At 47.8% G+C, this 13,166-nt stretch carries 19 protein-coding genes; 16 read left to right on the forward strand and 3 right to left on the reverse strand.

All coding sequences use genetic code 11. The features are described 5' to 3' along the window. The first annotated feature begins 30 nt into the window (after positions 1-30). From OGV57_RS12310 to OGV57_RS12365, 12 genes are all read left to right on the forward strand, one after another. The gene (locus OGV57_RS12310; protein ID WP_250856817.1) at positions 31-501 is read left to right on the forward strand and encodes an antirestriction protein; all 471 of its coding nucleotides are present in this window, start codon (positions 31-33) and stop codon (positions 499-501) included. Between the two features lie 52 nt (positions 502-553). Beyond that, positions 554-1,039, forward strand: coding sequence for a RadC family protein (gene radC, locus OGV57_RS12315; RefSeq protein WP_250856876.1), 486 nt, complete (start codon positions 554-556; stop codon positions 1,037-1,039). Between the two features lie 11 nt (positions 1,040-1,050). Continuing rightward, on the forward strand, positions 1,051-1,272 hold the full coding sequence (locus OGV57_RS12320) for a DUF987 domain-containing protein (protein ID WP_250856816.1): 222 nt from the start codon (positions 1,051-1,053) through the stop codon (positions 1,270-1,272). Positions 1,273-1,294: 22 nt separating this feature from the next. Then, positions 1,295-1,654 (forward strand): type IV toxin-antitoxin system YeeU family antitoxin, encoded by a 360-nt coding sequence (locus OGV57_RS12325; RefSeq protein ID WP_286531200.1) that lies wholly within the window; start codon positions 1,295-1,297, stop codon positions 1,652-1,654. 48 nt (positions 1,655-1,702) lie between these two features. Beyond that, positions 1,703-2,080, forward strand: a complete 378-nt coding sequence (locus tag OGV57_RS12330; RefSeq protein ID WP_250856815.1) for a TA system toxin CbtA family protein — start codon at positions 1,703-1,705, stop codon at positions 2,078-2,080. Beyond that, positions 2,077-2,568, forward strand: coding sequence for a DUF5983 family protein (locus tag OGV57_RS12335; RefSeq protein ID WP_250856814.1), 492 nt, complete (start codon positions 2,077-2,079; stop codon positions 2,566-2,568). Before OGV57_RS12330 ends, OGV57_RS12335 begins: the two co-directional genes overlap by 4 nt. A gap of 29 nt (positions 2,569-2,597) precedes the next feature. Continuing rightward, complete coding sequence (locus OGV57_RS12340; protein ID WP_250856813.1) at positions 2,598-2,738, forward strand: hypothetical protein; 141 nt, start codon at positions 2,598-2,600, stop codon at positions 2,736-2,738. Between the two features lie 144 nt (positions 2,739-2,882). Next, complete coding sequence (locus OGV57_RS12345) at positions 2,883-3,731, forward strand: DUF4942 domain-containing protein (RefSeq protein ID WP_250856812.1); 849 nt, start codon at positions 2,883-2,885, stop codon at positions 3,729-3,731. Between the two features lie 134 nt (positions 3,732-3,865). Next, positions 3,866-4,663, forward strand: a complete 798-nt coding sequence (locus tag OGV57_RS12350) for a helix-turn-helix transcriptional regulator (RefSeq protein WP_250856811.1) — start codon at positions 3,866-3,868, stop codon at positions 4,661-4,663. A gap of 293 nt (positions 4,664-4,956) precedes the next feature. Further along, positions 4,957-6,210, forward strand: a complete 1,254-nt coding sequence (locus tag OGV57_RS12355) for a tyrosine-type recombinase/integrase (protein WP_054528005.1) — start codon at positions 4,957-4,959, stop codon at positions 6,208-6,210. A 143-nt stretch (positions 6,211-6,353) separates the two neighbouring features. Then, the gene (locus OGV57_RS12360) at positions 6,354-6,791 is read left to right on the forward strand and encodes a hypothetical protein (protein WP_054528006.1); all 438 of its coding nucleotides are present in this window, start codon (positions 6,354-6,356) and stop codon (positions 6,789-6,791) included. Next, positions 6,784-9,456 carry a ParA family protein gene (locus tag OGV57_RS12365; protein WP_054528007.1) on the forward strand — a complete coding sequence of 891 codons (2,673 nt, stop codon included), beginning with the start codon at positions 6,784-6,786 and terminating at the stop codon, positions 9,454-9,456. Before OGV57_RS12360 ends, OGV57_RS12365 begins: the two co-directional genes overlap by 8 nt. 222 nt (positions 9,457-9,678) lie before the next feature. Here the strand turns inward: OGV57_RS12365 and OGV57_RS12370 are convergent, their stop codons facing one another. From OGV57_RS12370 to sid, 3 genes are read right to left on the reverse strand one after another with little or no spacing between them, the layout of a single operon-like run. Next, entirely contained in the window at positions 9,679-10,245 is a 567-nt protein-coding gene (locus OGV57_RS12370) for a phage polarity suppression protein (RefSeq protein ID WP_054528008.1), read from the reverse strand. Between the two features lie 15 nt (positions 10,246-10,260). Further along, the gene (locus OGV57_RS12375) at positions 10,261-10,500 is read right to left on the reverse strand and encodes an STY4826 family bacteriophage gene regulatory protein (RefSeq protein ID WP_054528009.1); all 240 of its coding nucleotides are present in this window, start codon (positions 10,498-10,500) and stop codon (positions 10,261-10,263) included. 3 nt (positions 10,501-10,503) lie between these two features. After that, positions 10,504-11,247, reverse strand: a complete 744-nt coding sequence (gene sid / locus OGV57_RS12380; protein WP_054528666.1) for a capsid size-determining scaffold Sid — start codon at positions 11,245-11,247, stop codon at positions 10,504-10,506. Between the two features lie 550 nt (positions 11,248-11,797). Here sid and OGV57_RS12385 point away from each other — a divergent pair. The 4 genes from OGV57_RS12385 to OGV57_RS12400 are packed head-to-tail and all read left to right on the forward strand — an operon-like array spanning position 11,798 to position 13,153. Further along, entirely contained in the window at positions 11,798-12,064 is a 267-nt protein-coding gene (locus tag OGV57_RS12385; protein WP_000546674.1) for a helix-turn-helix transcriptional regulator, read from the forward strand. Continuing rightward, positions 12,061-12,612 carry a host cell division inhibitor Icd-like protein gene (locus OGV57_RS12390; RefSeq protein ID WP_071684523.1) on the forward strand — a complete coding sequence of 184 codons (552 nt, stop codon included), beginning with the start codon at positions 12,061-12,063 and terminating at the stop codon, positions 12,610-12,612. The genes OGV57_RS12385 and OGV57_RS12390 overlap by 4 nt, the downstream gene beginning before the upstream one ends. Then, positions 12,609-12,836 carry a hypothetical protein gene (locus OGV57_RS12395; RefSeq protein WP_001216599.1) on the forward strand — a complete coding sequence of 76 codons (228 nt, stop codon included), beginning with the start codon at positions 12,609-12,611 and terminating at the stop codon, positions 12,834-12,836. The genes OGV57_RS12390 and OGV57_RS12395 overlap by 4 nt, the downstream gene beginning before the upstream one ends. Beyond that, on the forward strand, positions 12,833-13,153 hold the full coding sequence (locus OGV57_RS12400) for a DUF5375 domain-containing protein (RefSeq protein ID WP_054528011.1): 321 nt from the start codon (positions 12,833-12,835) through the stop codon (positions 13,151-13,153). Before OGV57_RS12395 ends, OGV57_RS12400 begins: the two co-directional genes overlap by 4 nt. Positions 13,154-13,166 lie beyond the last annotated feature (13 nt).

Genomic DNA, 13,166 nt, shown 5'->3' on the forward strand with positions numbered 1-13,166 from the left:
TTCACATAGTCATACACAAGGAAAATCAACATGACGAGTAACACACTGCCACTGTTCACACCCGCAGACTCCGTCCCCGTCGCAGCTCAAAACCAGATTGCCGCCACACAGGTCGCCGATGAGAACCGCATCAGCTTCTGGCCGCAGCAGTTTGGCAGCATACCGCAGTGGATAACCCTCGAACCCCACATTTTTGGCTGGATGGACCGGTTTTGCAGGGGCTACTGTGGCGGGATATGGAATTTCTTTACCCTCAACAATGGTGGTGCGTTTATGGCCCCGGAGAGCGAAAACGATGAGAAATGGACACTGTTTAACAGCATGAACGGTAACGGCGCAGAGATGAGCGCTGAGGCTGCCGGGATAGCCGTCTGCCTTATCACTTACAGTCATTACGCCTGCCGCACCGAATGCGATGCCATGACAGAGCACTATTATCGCCTGCGGGACTATGCCCTGCTGCACCCGGACTGCCACGCAATTATGCGTATCATTGATTAGGGGAATTACCATGACAAATCCGGCCCCCTTACCCACGTCATCGCAGCCTGATATGTTCCCGTCACTGACCTCACCACACCAGGAAGTCCCCCTGTCCCCGTATGCCCGGCGAACGTTGCGGCGGGCAATGAACCTGCTGGAGCGCCAGTTGCGTGAACCCGGTGTGGCCTTCACCTCCGCCGGTGCCACCCGGGACTGGCTGCGCCTGCGCCTGGCAGGGGAAGAGCGCGAAGTGTTTATGGTGCTGTTCCTCGACAACCAGAACCGCCTCATTGCCCACGAGATACTGTTCACCGGCACTATCAGTCATACCGAAGTCCATCCCCGGGAAGTGGTGAAAGCCGCCCTGAAATATAATGCAGCCGCCGTCATCGTTGCCCACAATCATCCGTCAGGCCTGGCAGAACCCAGCGAGGCAGACCGCCGCCTCACGGAACGTCTTAAGCAGGCACTGGACCTGGTGGATATCCGCCTGCCGGACCATCTGGTGGTTGGCGGCATGGAAGTAGTGTCATTCGCTGAACGCGGCTGGCTGTAAGGAGAGCAGCGATGAAGATTATCAGCAAACGTCAGGCGATGGCGCTATATCGCCAGCATCCTGAGTCCAGGCTGTTTCGCTTCTGTTCCGGGAAATACGCCTGGTCCGGCAGCATCTGCCACTATGCAGGGAAGGAGGTCCAGGATATCAGCGGCGTCCTGGCCGTGTTCGCTGAACGTCGCCAGGACCGCAACGGCCCGTATGTCGTTCTGCGCAGCGTCACCCTCAGTTAACTCATATTCAAGGAGCACGACCTTGTTGAATAAAACACTGCCGGCAAATCATCATATTTCTGAACCGTGGTGGGGACTGAAACGTAATATCACCCCGTGCTTCGGTGCACGGCTGGTACAGGAAGGCAACCGGCTGCATTATCTGGCCGACCGCGCCAGCATCACCGGGACATTCACCGACGCGGATTTACGCCATCTCGACCAGGCGTTTCCTGTGCTGTTCAAACAGCTGGAGTTGATGCTGGTTTCCGGTGAACTCAGTCCCCGCCATCACCACTGCGTCACGCTGTATGCAAAGGGACTGACCTGCGAGGCTGACTCACTCGGATCGCATGGTTATATCTATATAGCGATTTATCCGACACCATCAGTAAGGTCATAACCCACGCAACACCTTTCTTTTTACCCCTTCAACAACGAGATACCCCTTATGCAAACACAACCCGTATCCCCGGCACGGGAGGCTTCTCCACGTCTGTCACCCGTGGAGATTTGGCAGCGACTTCTGAGCCACCTGCTGGACAAACACTACGGCCTCACGCTAAACGACACGCTATTTGCTGATGAACAGGTGATTCAGGAGCACATAGACACCGGGATCTCACTGTGCGACGCCGTGAATTTTATCGTGGAAAAATATGAACTGGTGCGCACCGATCGTCACGGTTTCAGCGCAGAAACACAGTCACCACTTATCACCAGCATTGATATCCTCCACGCCCGTAAGGCCTGCGGACTGATGATACCCAATGGCTACAAAATGGTGACTGACATCACCACCGGCAAATACAGTGGGGTGACCCGATGAAACTGTCTCTGACTGTGGAAGCTGATGCCGTCAATATACTGGCCCTTAACATGGGGCGGATCGCTGTTGATATCGACGGAATTGAGCTGGCCAATCTGATCGATGTAGTCTGTGATAACGGTTGCATATTACGCTTTACAGAAGCCCCTGGGGAACCAGGGGCTGAAGATCCGCTCCTGCCTGTCACTCGCTTTAACGGTATCCGGTGCAGCACCGCACATATCACCGAAGCCGACAACAACCTGCTGTTCACGCTTTCGCATCAATATGAAGACCATGGTGACAGCGAATGGATTATGTATACCGGCTCCGGCTATCTGTTGCATCTGGATGCGTGGTCGTTTCCGGTATTACGCCTCAAACGTCTCGGTTTGTCGAAAACCTGTCGTCGCCTGGTGGTGGCGCTTATGCGCCGTTACGCCGCCAGCATTGTTCATCTGGATGCCTGTGGCGAAGTGCTGCCAGGCTTTGCCACCTTTGACTGGTAACTCAACAACAATCACAACAAGGAGTTCTAATGCCAGAATTAACCACTGAGGTCGTTCCCAACATTCTGATTGGCTGGCTGCAGGACAATATAGATTGCGGTACGGGGAACATCTTTGGCAACGACGAAAACAACACCGACTCAGCAAAGTTGTTGCCCTGGATTAAGTAGGCACGAAATGATGTTCGTGACCTCCGACACCTCCAGCTTCTGCAACAGGCCAGTACAGATTAGCCTCCGAACCTTACTCATCACCCACATACAAACGCCAGCCCTCACCGGCTGGCGTTTCACTTTATATAAAGGAAATTACTGATGTCAGAACTAACTCTCACCGAACCCGAAGTGTTAACCAACCATACCGATGTGATTTGCTCTACCAGTATTGAGCGTATCGTCACCGGACGTAATACCGCGATTGCACAGATTGAAGCGCTAATACAACAGCTTGACGATATCTCTGCCCTGACAGGCAGTGTAGGAGGAGGCAAAGCGAACGAATGGGGAGTACGGCAATACCGTTACGACTGCTTGTTGATGGAAAAACCAGAATCAGCGATGAAAGCCATTACCCGAAATATCGATCGCAGCATCTGGAAAGACCTGATGAATAAGTCGGGAATGCTGGCGCTCATGGACGCACAGGCCCGCGACGAGTGGTACAACAGCCTGGAGAAAGACGATATTCCCACTGTTAGTGAAGAGAATATTCTCAGCACGTTTAAACAATTGCACCAGAGCAAAGGTGACGTATTTGAACGTGGGGCGATAAATGTGTTTAAAGGTCTGAGCTGGGACTACAAGAGTAACAGCCCGTGTAAGTTTGGGAAAAAGATTATCGTTACAGGGCTGGTGAAATATGATCGTTGGGGATTTGGGCTTAGCTGGGGATGGCAACGTGATCGTCTGGCGGATCTTGAACGCATGCTGATGATCCTGGACGGAAAGCCTGTTCCTGACAACCGAGCTGATGTCACCCGCCGTCTTGGAGATCACATCCATGAGAACAGACACAGCAATCGTTATGAGGACGAGATGTTTACAATCAAGTATTTTCAGAAGGGAACAGCCCATATAACCATGAAACGTCCTGATCTGGTGGATAAGCTGAACGATATCATCGCGAAGCACTATCCGGGAATGCTGGATGCTAAGTATGTGTAAAAGGTCTTCTCTTTTGGAATGGTCTTTCAATTCTTCCATGCTTATGTCAAATTTTATTTGAAAACACATAAATGTGTATTTACGTTTTTTTGTGTTTTAATGCTTGTCATCAATCTCATCAAAAGAGCGATGCCATGTTACAGAACAACATCAAACAGCTTCGTACTCAATTGTCGATCACTCAGCGCGAGCTGGCGTATATGGTCGGCACCAGCCAACAGCAAATCCAACGCATCGAAACCGGAAAGGTCGCAGCAAAGCTGGGCATTGCACAGGCAATATGCAATGCTCTGGATAAGCCTTTAAACATCGTATTCCCGGAAAGCGATCAGTTGATTAACGACTTTCACAAGAAGCGCCGTAAAACCGATGATGATCTTGAGGCGATAGCTACTAGCGGTATTGAAATAGATAGCGGTCTCTGGACAGTAAAACTCTGGCTACAGGGACAGCAGGACTATTTATTATTGCCCATTTCTGCTGCGGATAAGCGAAGGTTTTATTATTATTTTCAGGAAACAGCTAGCCCGAATATAGAGCGGTTCTTTGTCTTTGACTCGGACCAGTATCGCTATGCGTTAAATATGCGCGAAGTAGTATTTCACCAGTTCTTGTCTGATGGTCTACCGCCAATCGTTGCTGAAGACGATGATGATTACGAAGATGATTATTTTAATATCCTTATCACCTTGGTGAACGGTGGCCCAGTGATTCCGCTGAGCGTTGAGCCTGATGCACCACAAAACGAAATGGCGGATGATATCGGTCAGTTGAATGCGTTCTTTGAAAAGCTGGACTGCGAGCCTGAAACCACAGATCGTTATATGTTAACCGATGAAGACGGTGAAGATGCTTTTATCCGTATTGGTTCTATTGCCATGGTGCGAGTCGTACTTGACGCGCTGGAGCCTGTGGAAGAAGATGAAGAGTAGTTTTTAGCTAGCTGTATTCACAGGGAATTGCGTTGAGTATACATGTGAGTATACATTGTGGTTCATTGTTTTTATAAATCAATTTATTTCAATATGTTATATCTTAAATCGCGGTGCGGCCTTCGCACCATTAGTACTTCCAAGACCATCCGAGAAAGTCCAATTATTCCTTTAAAATCAATGCTTGCAGCGATTTTTACGTCCTGAGTCGTCCGAGGTTGTCCGTTGAAATCCGGATGTCATTGGGGGCATAATTGGGGGCATCTTAACTTCGATTAGAAATGTGCCCCCAAATGAAGCTCAACGCCAGACAGGTCGAGACCGCAAAGCCAAAAGACAAAGCCTACAAAATGGCCGATGGCGGCGGTTTGTATCTTGAGGTTTCGGCCAAGGGTTCTAAATACTGGCGCATGAAATACAGACGCCCCTCTGACAAAAAAGAGGATCGCCTCGCTTTTGGTGTTTGGCCTACTGTGACGCTTGCTCAGGCAAGAGCAAAGCGTGACGAGGCTAAAAAGCTCTTAGTGCAGGGCATTGACCCTAAAGCCGAACAGAAAGAATCTCAGGCTGAGAATTCGGGGGCATACACTTTCGAAACAATTGCTCGTGAATGGCATGCCAGTAACAAGCGCTGGAGTGAAGACCATCGATCACGCGTTCTACGCTATCTTGAGCTTTATATCTTCCCTCATATCGGTTCGTCCGACATTCGGCAGCTTAAAACCAGCCACCTGTTAGCCCCGATTAAAAAAGTTGATGCCAGTGGTAAGCATGACGTTGCGCAGCGTCTTCAGCAGCGCGTCACGGCTATTATGCGTTATGCTGTACAGAACGATTACATCGACTCAAATCCAGCCAGTGATATGGCTGGTGCGCTATCAACAACCAAAGCGCGGCATTACCCCGCTTTACCCTCCAGCCGGTTCCCTGAGTTTCTTGCACGTCTTGCTGCATATCGTGGTCGTGTAATGACACGGATCGCGGTCGAGCTTTCCTTGCTAACTTTTGTGCGTTCCAGCGAGTTACGTTTCGCGCGTTGGGATGAATTCGACTTCGATAAATCTCTTTGGCGTATACCTGCAAAACGAGAAGAAATTAAAGGCGTGCGTTATTCGTACCGAGGCATGAAGATGAAAGAGGAACATATCGTTCCGCTTAGTCGGCAGGCGATGATTTTATTGAACCAGTTAAAGCAGATTAGTGGTGATAAAGAGCTGCTTTTTCCGGGTGATCATGACGCAACTAAGGTTATGAGTGAAAACACGGTAAACAGCGCATTGCGTGCTATGGGCTATGATACTAAAACCGAGGTCTGTGGGCATGGGTTTAGGACTATGGCGCGTGGTGCGTTGGGTGAGTCTGGACTTTGGAGCGATGATGCTATTGAGCGACAATTGAGTCACTCTGAACGTAATAATGTGAGGGCTGCTTACATCCATACTTCGGAACACCTAGATGAGCGTCGCTTGATGGTACAGTGGTGGGCTGATTATCTTGATGCTTGTCGCTACGGTTCCATTACACCATATGAATACTCGAAATTATAATCGAACCTTTGAGGCAATAGAGCTTAAGATTTGAAGCGGTTGACATACAATTATGAGTTTATTTGGGAGATCTTCTAAAGAAGATCTGGTATGTTTTAATCACATTTCGATTTAGTTTATGTATGAGCATGGAGGAAAGTTGAGTGGCGAAGATTCCCTTCACAAACAGAGAGTTAGTCAGGGCTTGGCGTAATTCTCTAGATGTCTCAAGATCGGACCAAAGAAAAAATCCTCATAGATTATTATTATTTTATGCAATTGAATGTGGTCTAAAAGCTGCATATTTGAAGCAAATAAATAAAACAGTGATTGACTCTGATATAGCACAACAATTTTCTCATGATATTAACAAACTATGTGAAAAACTATCTATAAACAGTTCGTTTATGCTTCCTCAATCTTTGCGTATGAAAGATTGTAAGATCGATAGTAAAGATATTACCCGCACATGTAGTCCGTCTGAAATTAACCAAATATGGAGATATGGTGGTACTTTAGATGGTGTGGAAAATGACATCTTTCTTGAAGGAAAATTGGAAAAATTGAACGAAATTATAGAAAAGGAACTTACAAATGGCTGAATTTATTACTTGGCTCGATATTGAAAGAGAAGTTAAAAGAAAATTCAAATTTAAAAATAAACTAAAGAATATTAAAGCTATCTATTGCTATTCATCAGGAATGGAGGTCGAATATATTAATGAAAAAGAATTGGCTATTTCTGATTTAAATGAAATATTCAACGATTCAATTGTCCGTAAAGAAGATGAATTGTTATTGTTTGTGGAAATAGGTGGGCCGGAATATTTTATTGAATTAATTCCTGCTGTTGGAGAGAAGAAAGAAAATAATATAGTTTATCCATTGTGGCGTGAACATGTATATGTTGAAAATACAAATTTTAAACAACCAGAACAGTGGGGAGATGGACCTAAATTTTGTGCATTTCATTCATTTAAAGGTGGTGTCGGGCGTACGACATCTTTAATGACTTATGCAAGTGCAGCATTAGATAACGATAATATAAAAAAAATACTTTTGATTGATGGTGATCTTGAGGCTCCAGGTCTCACTTTATGGCTTGATGCGGAAAATTTAGGAAAAGTAACATACACTAATTTTTTAGAGGCAATTCAATTCTCAGAGGGTAAATTTGACGCAACAATAGATTTCTTCGCTAAAGAGTTGAGGAAAAGCTCGATTAGTATTGATGGTAATTCAAAAGAGATTTTTGTTCTCCCTTCCGCATTATCTTTAGAAAGTATTATGGATATGCCTGTAACACCAGATCATATTTCTAAAAATATTGACAATCCATATATACTAAGCGATTTATTAAGGCTCTTAGGTAATAAGCTTGAGGTGGATGTTATTCTAATTGACTTACGTGCGGGTCTCAGTGAACTTTCTAGCCCTTTAATTTTTGACCCTAGGGTTGAGCACTTTTTTGTTTCAACTATCGCTAAGCAGTCGGTTGTCGGTATTGGCGAGGTATTAAAGAAAATTCATAATTCAATTAAAAATAGCTATTCTAATGTGAGTGATAAACCGACAGTCATAATAAGTATGCTCACAAAACTGCTTCGAGAATCTACGAGTTATACTGAAGCCATTCAAATTGTGAATGAGGCATATCCTGCTATCGAAGATGAAGATATAATTTCTCAATCAATTGAGTTATTAGAATTTGATTTTGATGAGAATTTAATGAGTGTGTCAAATATAAAAGATGCACTTTCATTGTTAAGAAAATCAAGTATTTATGATAATGCTAAGGATTGGATTGCTGACGTCGAATTGATGGAGTCGGCTGAGGGAAATGAAGATTCTCATGGTAACGATAGTGGATTGCAACGATTATATGACACTTGTCAATCCTTCCAATTTGCTGAGAATACCAGTGGAGATGATATGCTAGTCATCGATCCAATTCGTAATCTCGCTAAAAATTATGCCGACTCACTACCAAATGTTGTGTCAATAGGGGCTAAAGGAGCAGGCAAAACATTTACATACTTACAAGTTTGCAAATCAAAAACTTGGAGTGATTTTATATTTAAGGTAAATAGCAACGTCAAGCCACATATTCATGCCAATATATTACCATGGATTTCCTCTACTAACCTTAATGAAAAAGTTAGGGAGCAAGTGGCAGAGCAACGTGCAAAATGTTTGACTGAAATTTCAGCGCAATCACCACGTAGTTTATTCCTGAATGTCAAGAGAATAACTGATGCATTGGCAAGTGACTCTACTAATTGGGATGATTTTTGGCAGAATTTATTGGTTTCCGAGATAGTTGGTGATAATAAAAATTTAAAAGATTTGAATGATCACCTTATAGCCATTGATAAATCTATTGTTTTATTGGTTGATGGGATAGAAGATATACTTTTTGCTCCAGAAAAAGATGCAAATCATAATTCTGCAATTAGATCACTGCTAAATTTACCAAATGCTATTTCTGACTTGCAGAATAGAAGAATAGGGTTGGTATGTTTTGTGAGGGCTGACTATGTACAGTCAGCAATTAAACAAAATGTGAACCAGTATGTCGCTAAGTATCAACAGTTCAGACTTGAGTGGACTCCTGAGTCTTTTTTAAGATTAGCTTATTGGATAAGTGCTAAGGCTGAAATTATAAATGCTAATGAATTGGATGCTGAATCTGGTAGTCTTAATTTTCTACTAAGCAATCTTGAACGTCTATGGGGCAAGAAATTAGGGCGTGATAATTCCAAAGAAGCCAGCTCTGCAAGATGGGTCTTTGCAGCTCTGTGCGATTTAAATGGCCGTCTTCAAGCTCGAGATCTTGTTAGATTCTTGAAATTCTCAGCTGATAATATGCTCAAAGCACCATCTAATGGAATTAAAGTAGAATTCTGGTTAGATCGCCTTTTAGCTCCAGAAGCTATTAGACGCTCATTGAATTCTTGCAGCCAAGAAAAGGTTGATGAAGCTGAGAAGGAAATCAAACCATTAGAACAGTGGATTAGTAACTTAAAAACTGTGTCGCCAGATTTGAAAAAAGTTCCTTTCAACCCACAAGAGGTGGGATTAGACCTGCAGCTTTTAACCTCGTTAAAAGAACTTGGTGTTATTTATGAAGATACAGATCAACCTAATGAGGAGCGTTTTTATTTGCCTGAGATTTACCGTACTGGTTTGCAGTTCTCCTCAGCGGTAGGTGGGAGGCCACGGGTTCAGGCTCTCTTAAAACGCAACTTGGGTGGTATACCGTTCTAATAAAAATGCGCGTTGTTGGTTCAGCGCGCAATGCTCTCCCCGCCACGCCTGCCCGCTTTATAGGGTAGTTTTCATGCAGGTGCATGAACCGGCTCAGGCCGCGCCGGTACTGGCGTGGTGGGGGAAATAAAATACGGGGATTTGCATGCAAAACCATGCACCTTATGGATGCATGGCTTTTTTTGGGAAAAATAGCGGAATTTTCGCGGATTTTTTTGCGTGCTACCGTGAGGCCAGTTCTGCACGTCGGCGGGTGTAAATCAGGTTCTGTGCCGGGGTGAATTTCTGGCGATTATCATCCCGCGAGGCCGCATCAGGCCTGAATCCGATGGCCGTTAAAATATCGCTGTCCTGCGCGGAATAATTAATTTTTTCACCGGCGGCCAGCCACACCGACAGGGCTTCACGCAGATAATCAACCGAGTGCTGCATGGCGCTCTGTTTTACTGCGGGAAGCTGTTCGTGATATCCCATCAGCTCAGGTGCCAGCGTGGCGGCCAGCTCCGCGCCGTGCTGCTGCATAAAGTCATGGAGCCGGTTGCGGATGCTGATGTGCTGCACCTCCTCATGTGAGCGGATATAGCGACCGGCGGCCTGATTAATCTCCCATTTTTTCACATCGATATTGTCGCGCAAATCCTGCATTCTGCGCGGGATTTGTTCGTCACCGGCAAGGAGCTGTTCACGGTATTCCCGCTCAAGGTCTGCCAGTTCGGCTTTACGTTTCAGCCAGGTGTTTTTGTTCGCCTGACAGGCCTCAAAGGCCTGCTGTATTGTCACAGTGGTCACGTGTCTCTCTCCTGATTAATGCCGGAACGGCGAGCTGTAGCAGCCCTGTACTTTACGCGGCGGCGGTGGCGTCACCGGGGCGGGGTCGGTTTTTTCCGGTGAGGCACGTATCACACCGTCAACCGACTCGATGGTGCGGAAAGTGGCCGAGCATTCGATATTGGTACACTGGTGATAACGCTGTTTGACGTTTTCCGACAGATAACGGCTGGTACGGACGTGCGCGGTCTTTTTGCAGAACGGGCAGTGAAACATGATTCAGCCCTCTGCCTGTTCGTGGTCTTTTGCGGCCAGTTCAGCGGCAAGCTTCATCCGTCTGGCCGGGCTTCTTAACAGCGCCATATCAACCCCGGTTATGACCGGGCGATTCATGGCCGTTACGGACAGGACCGGCTCCTGCTCCATATCAAAATGATACAGGGCTGACTGCATATTCAGGGCATCACCCAGCTCGCGGGTCACGGTCGCACGCGGCGAGGTTTCTCCGCTCATTTCCAGCGACCGTATACGCAACAGAAAGGCACGTAACAGTGCGGGGCTGATACCGGCCAGCGCCTTCTTCCACTCGCTGTTGGCGTAGGTAGTGAACGCTTTTTCATGGGCGCTGATATAAGCCGTACCGGAGGAGCATGCGCCAAGCATGGCGTGGCTTTTGTCTTTCTCCAGCTCGGTAATCAGACAGGTGAACTCATCAGCCAGTTCGCGACTGGCGATACGTTTACTGTGTTCAGCTTTCAGTTCAGGAGTGAGGTTGCCGCGCAGAGTTCGAAAGCGGCTGCGCCAGTCCTGTTCGGCCTGTGCACTTTCACTGAGGGCGGTCTGTCGTTCCTGCTCACAACGCTGAATGGAAGCCTCAATGTCGCTGAGTTTTTCCATGCTGGCCGTGTGTGCGTCTTTTGCTTCGTTAAGTGCGGCCAGCGCACCGGCAATACGTTGTTCCGCGCCTTCATCCTGTTTACTGATAACGGTCTGCATGGCTTTGATAATGAGTTCGGGTTTCATGTTCAGGCTCTCCGTGTGTTCAACCTGAAATGATTCTGACGCCTCCTGCACAACAACACGATTCATTGCCGTTGTCAGAGTGCTGGCACAAACAGACCTTAAAATCAGGCTGGCCAGAGAAAGGTCGCAGGAAAACCTTGCTCACCGTTTGTTTTTTTACTTATAACTATTCACCACTGTTCACCTTAAATAAAAAGATAAGTAATACAGTAAGTTAAAGGGTGAACAGTTGAGGCTCTGACTGTTCACCGTCTGTTCACCACTGTTCACCCATTGGTTTTTTCAGCCAGCCAGCTTCTTAGACTTTTTAGTGATTAAAAAAGATAAGTATATAAATAAAAGCAATGGACGGATTGCCAATGGATTGCCACAGGATTGCCAATGTATGCCACCGATTGCCACTGTTTGCCATTCACTTGTTAACGGTTTGTTGTGTGAGATTTCGCTACAAAATGACTTGTTGCCCCGAGGGAAAATATACACAAAATAGAGAGCTACCCGAAGCCGGACGGACACGACCGGCACTGTATGGACTTTGTGAGGTAGCCCAATGCACATCGCTTTTTCTTCCCCGTCTTCTGCCCCTGCCGCCCCGCTGATGCCGGTTTCTGATACCGTTCACGAGCGCTTTATCCGTCTGCCCGAAGTGATGCATCTGTGCGGCCTGTCCCGCTCGACCATTTACGACCTCATCAGCCGGGAAGCCTTCCCGAAACAAATCTCCCTCGGCGGAAAAAATGTGGCGTGGGCGCAGTCTGAAATCACTGCATGGATGGCGGATCGCATTGCCGAACGTAACCGGGGCTATGACGCATGACGATGACCGTTCAGCAAACAGCCCCTTTTTCTGGCTTGCTTCCGTTCGCCGTTTCCAGGTATAGTTTTCCCGCTGTCGCAAAATCGGCAGCCGGGATTTGCAGCCCGTGTAACTTCAAGGCGACACAACACGCGCCGAGCGTGTTTTTTTATGTCGTTGCTCAGGCACACCTATTTTTCGGGCTGTGGTGCTTACACCTTGGCTCTTGTCAGATAATGGTGGTCCGGGCGGGGCAGCCTTCGGGCTGGCCGGTTTCCTTGAAGGCCGGTACTGCAAACCCCGTCCGGGCTACCACCCATGAGATTTGCAGCTCCGGTGGTGGCAATAACCGCTACTTCAAGGAGGTTGCCCTTATGGCTACGACCCTCACCCCGTCACATCCGCAGTTTGTCTTTGTGTTTGCCGCTGTTCGTCGCGCAGACCGTAAACCCCGTATCTGTATGCTCCGCACCGTTGCCGGTAATGAACACGCTGCACGTCGTTCCCTCGTTCGCGATTACGTCCTCTCGTTCGCTGGCCGCCTGCCGATTGCGGAGGTGCGCGCATGAGACACACCACCATTACTGCCCGTGACCTCGAATGTCTGGAGCATATGCGCAATGTCGGCCAGCTCGTCGGCGACCTGATGCAGGTGCAGGACTGCGCCACGGTTCGTCGTGACCCGGCGCAGCAGTTACAGCTCACCTCCGTGATTTACCTCATGACCGCCCAGCTCGACGGCGTGGTCGAACGCTGCAATCAGCAGTGGCTGACCGGGGAGGGTAACGTATGAAAAAGCCATTACCACCCGTATTACGCGCCGCGCTGTATCGTCGCGCCGTGGCCTGTGCATGGCTGACCCTGTGCGAACGCCAGCACCGCTACCCGCACCTCACCCTCGACGCGCTGGAAAGCGCCATTGCTGACGAGCTGGAGGGCTTCTACCTGCGCCAGCACGGCGAGGAAAAAGGCCGCCAGATAGCCTGTGCCCTGCTGGAAGATTTAATGGAAGCCGGACCCCTCAAAGCCGCGCCGTCGCTGTCTTTTCTCGGGCTGGCCGTGATGGATGAGCTTTGCGCCCGTCATATCACCGCACCAGTACTGCACTGAGGGGGAAAACAAC

This window comes from Citrobacter sp. Cf087, assembly GCF_030334285.1.
Taxonomy (GTDB): Bacteria; Pseudomonadota; Gammaproteobacteria; order Enterobacterales; family Enterobacteriaceae; genus Citrobacter; species Citrobacter freundii.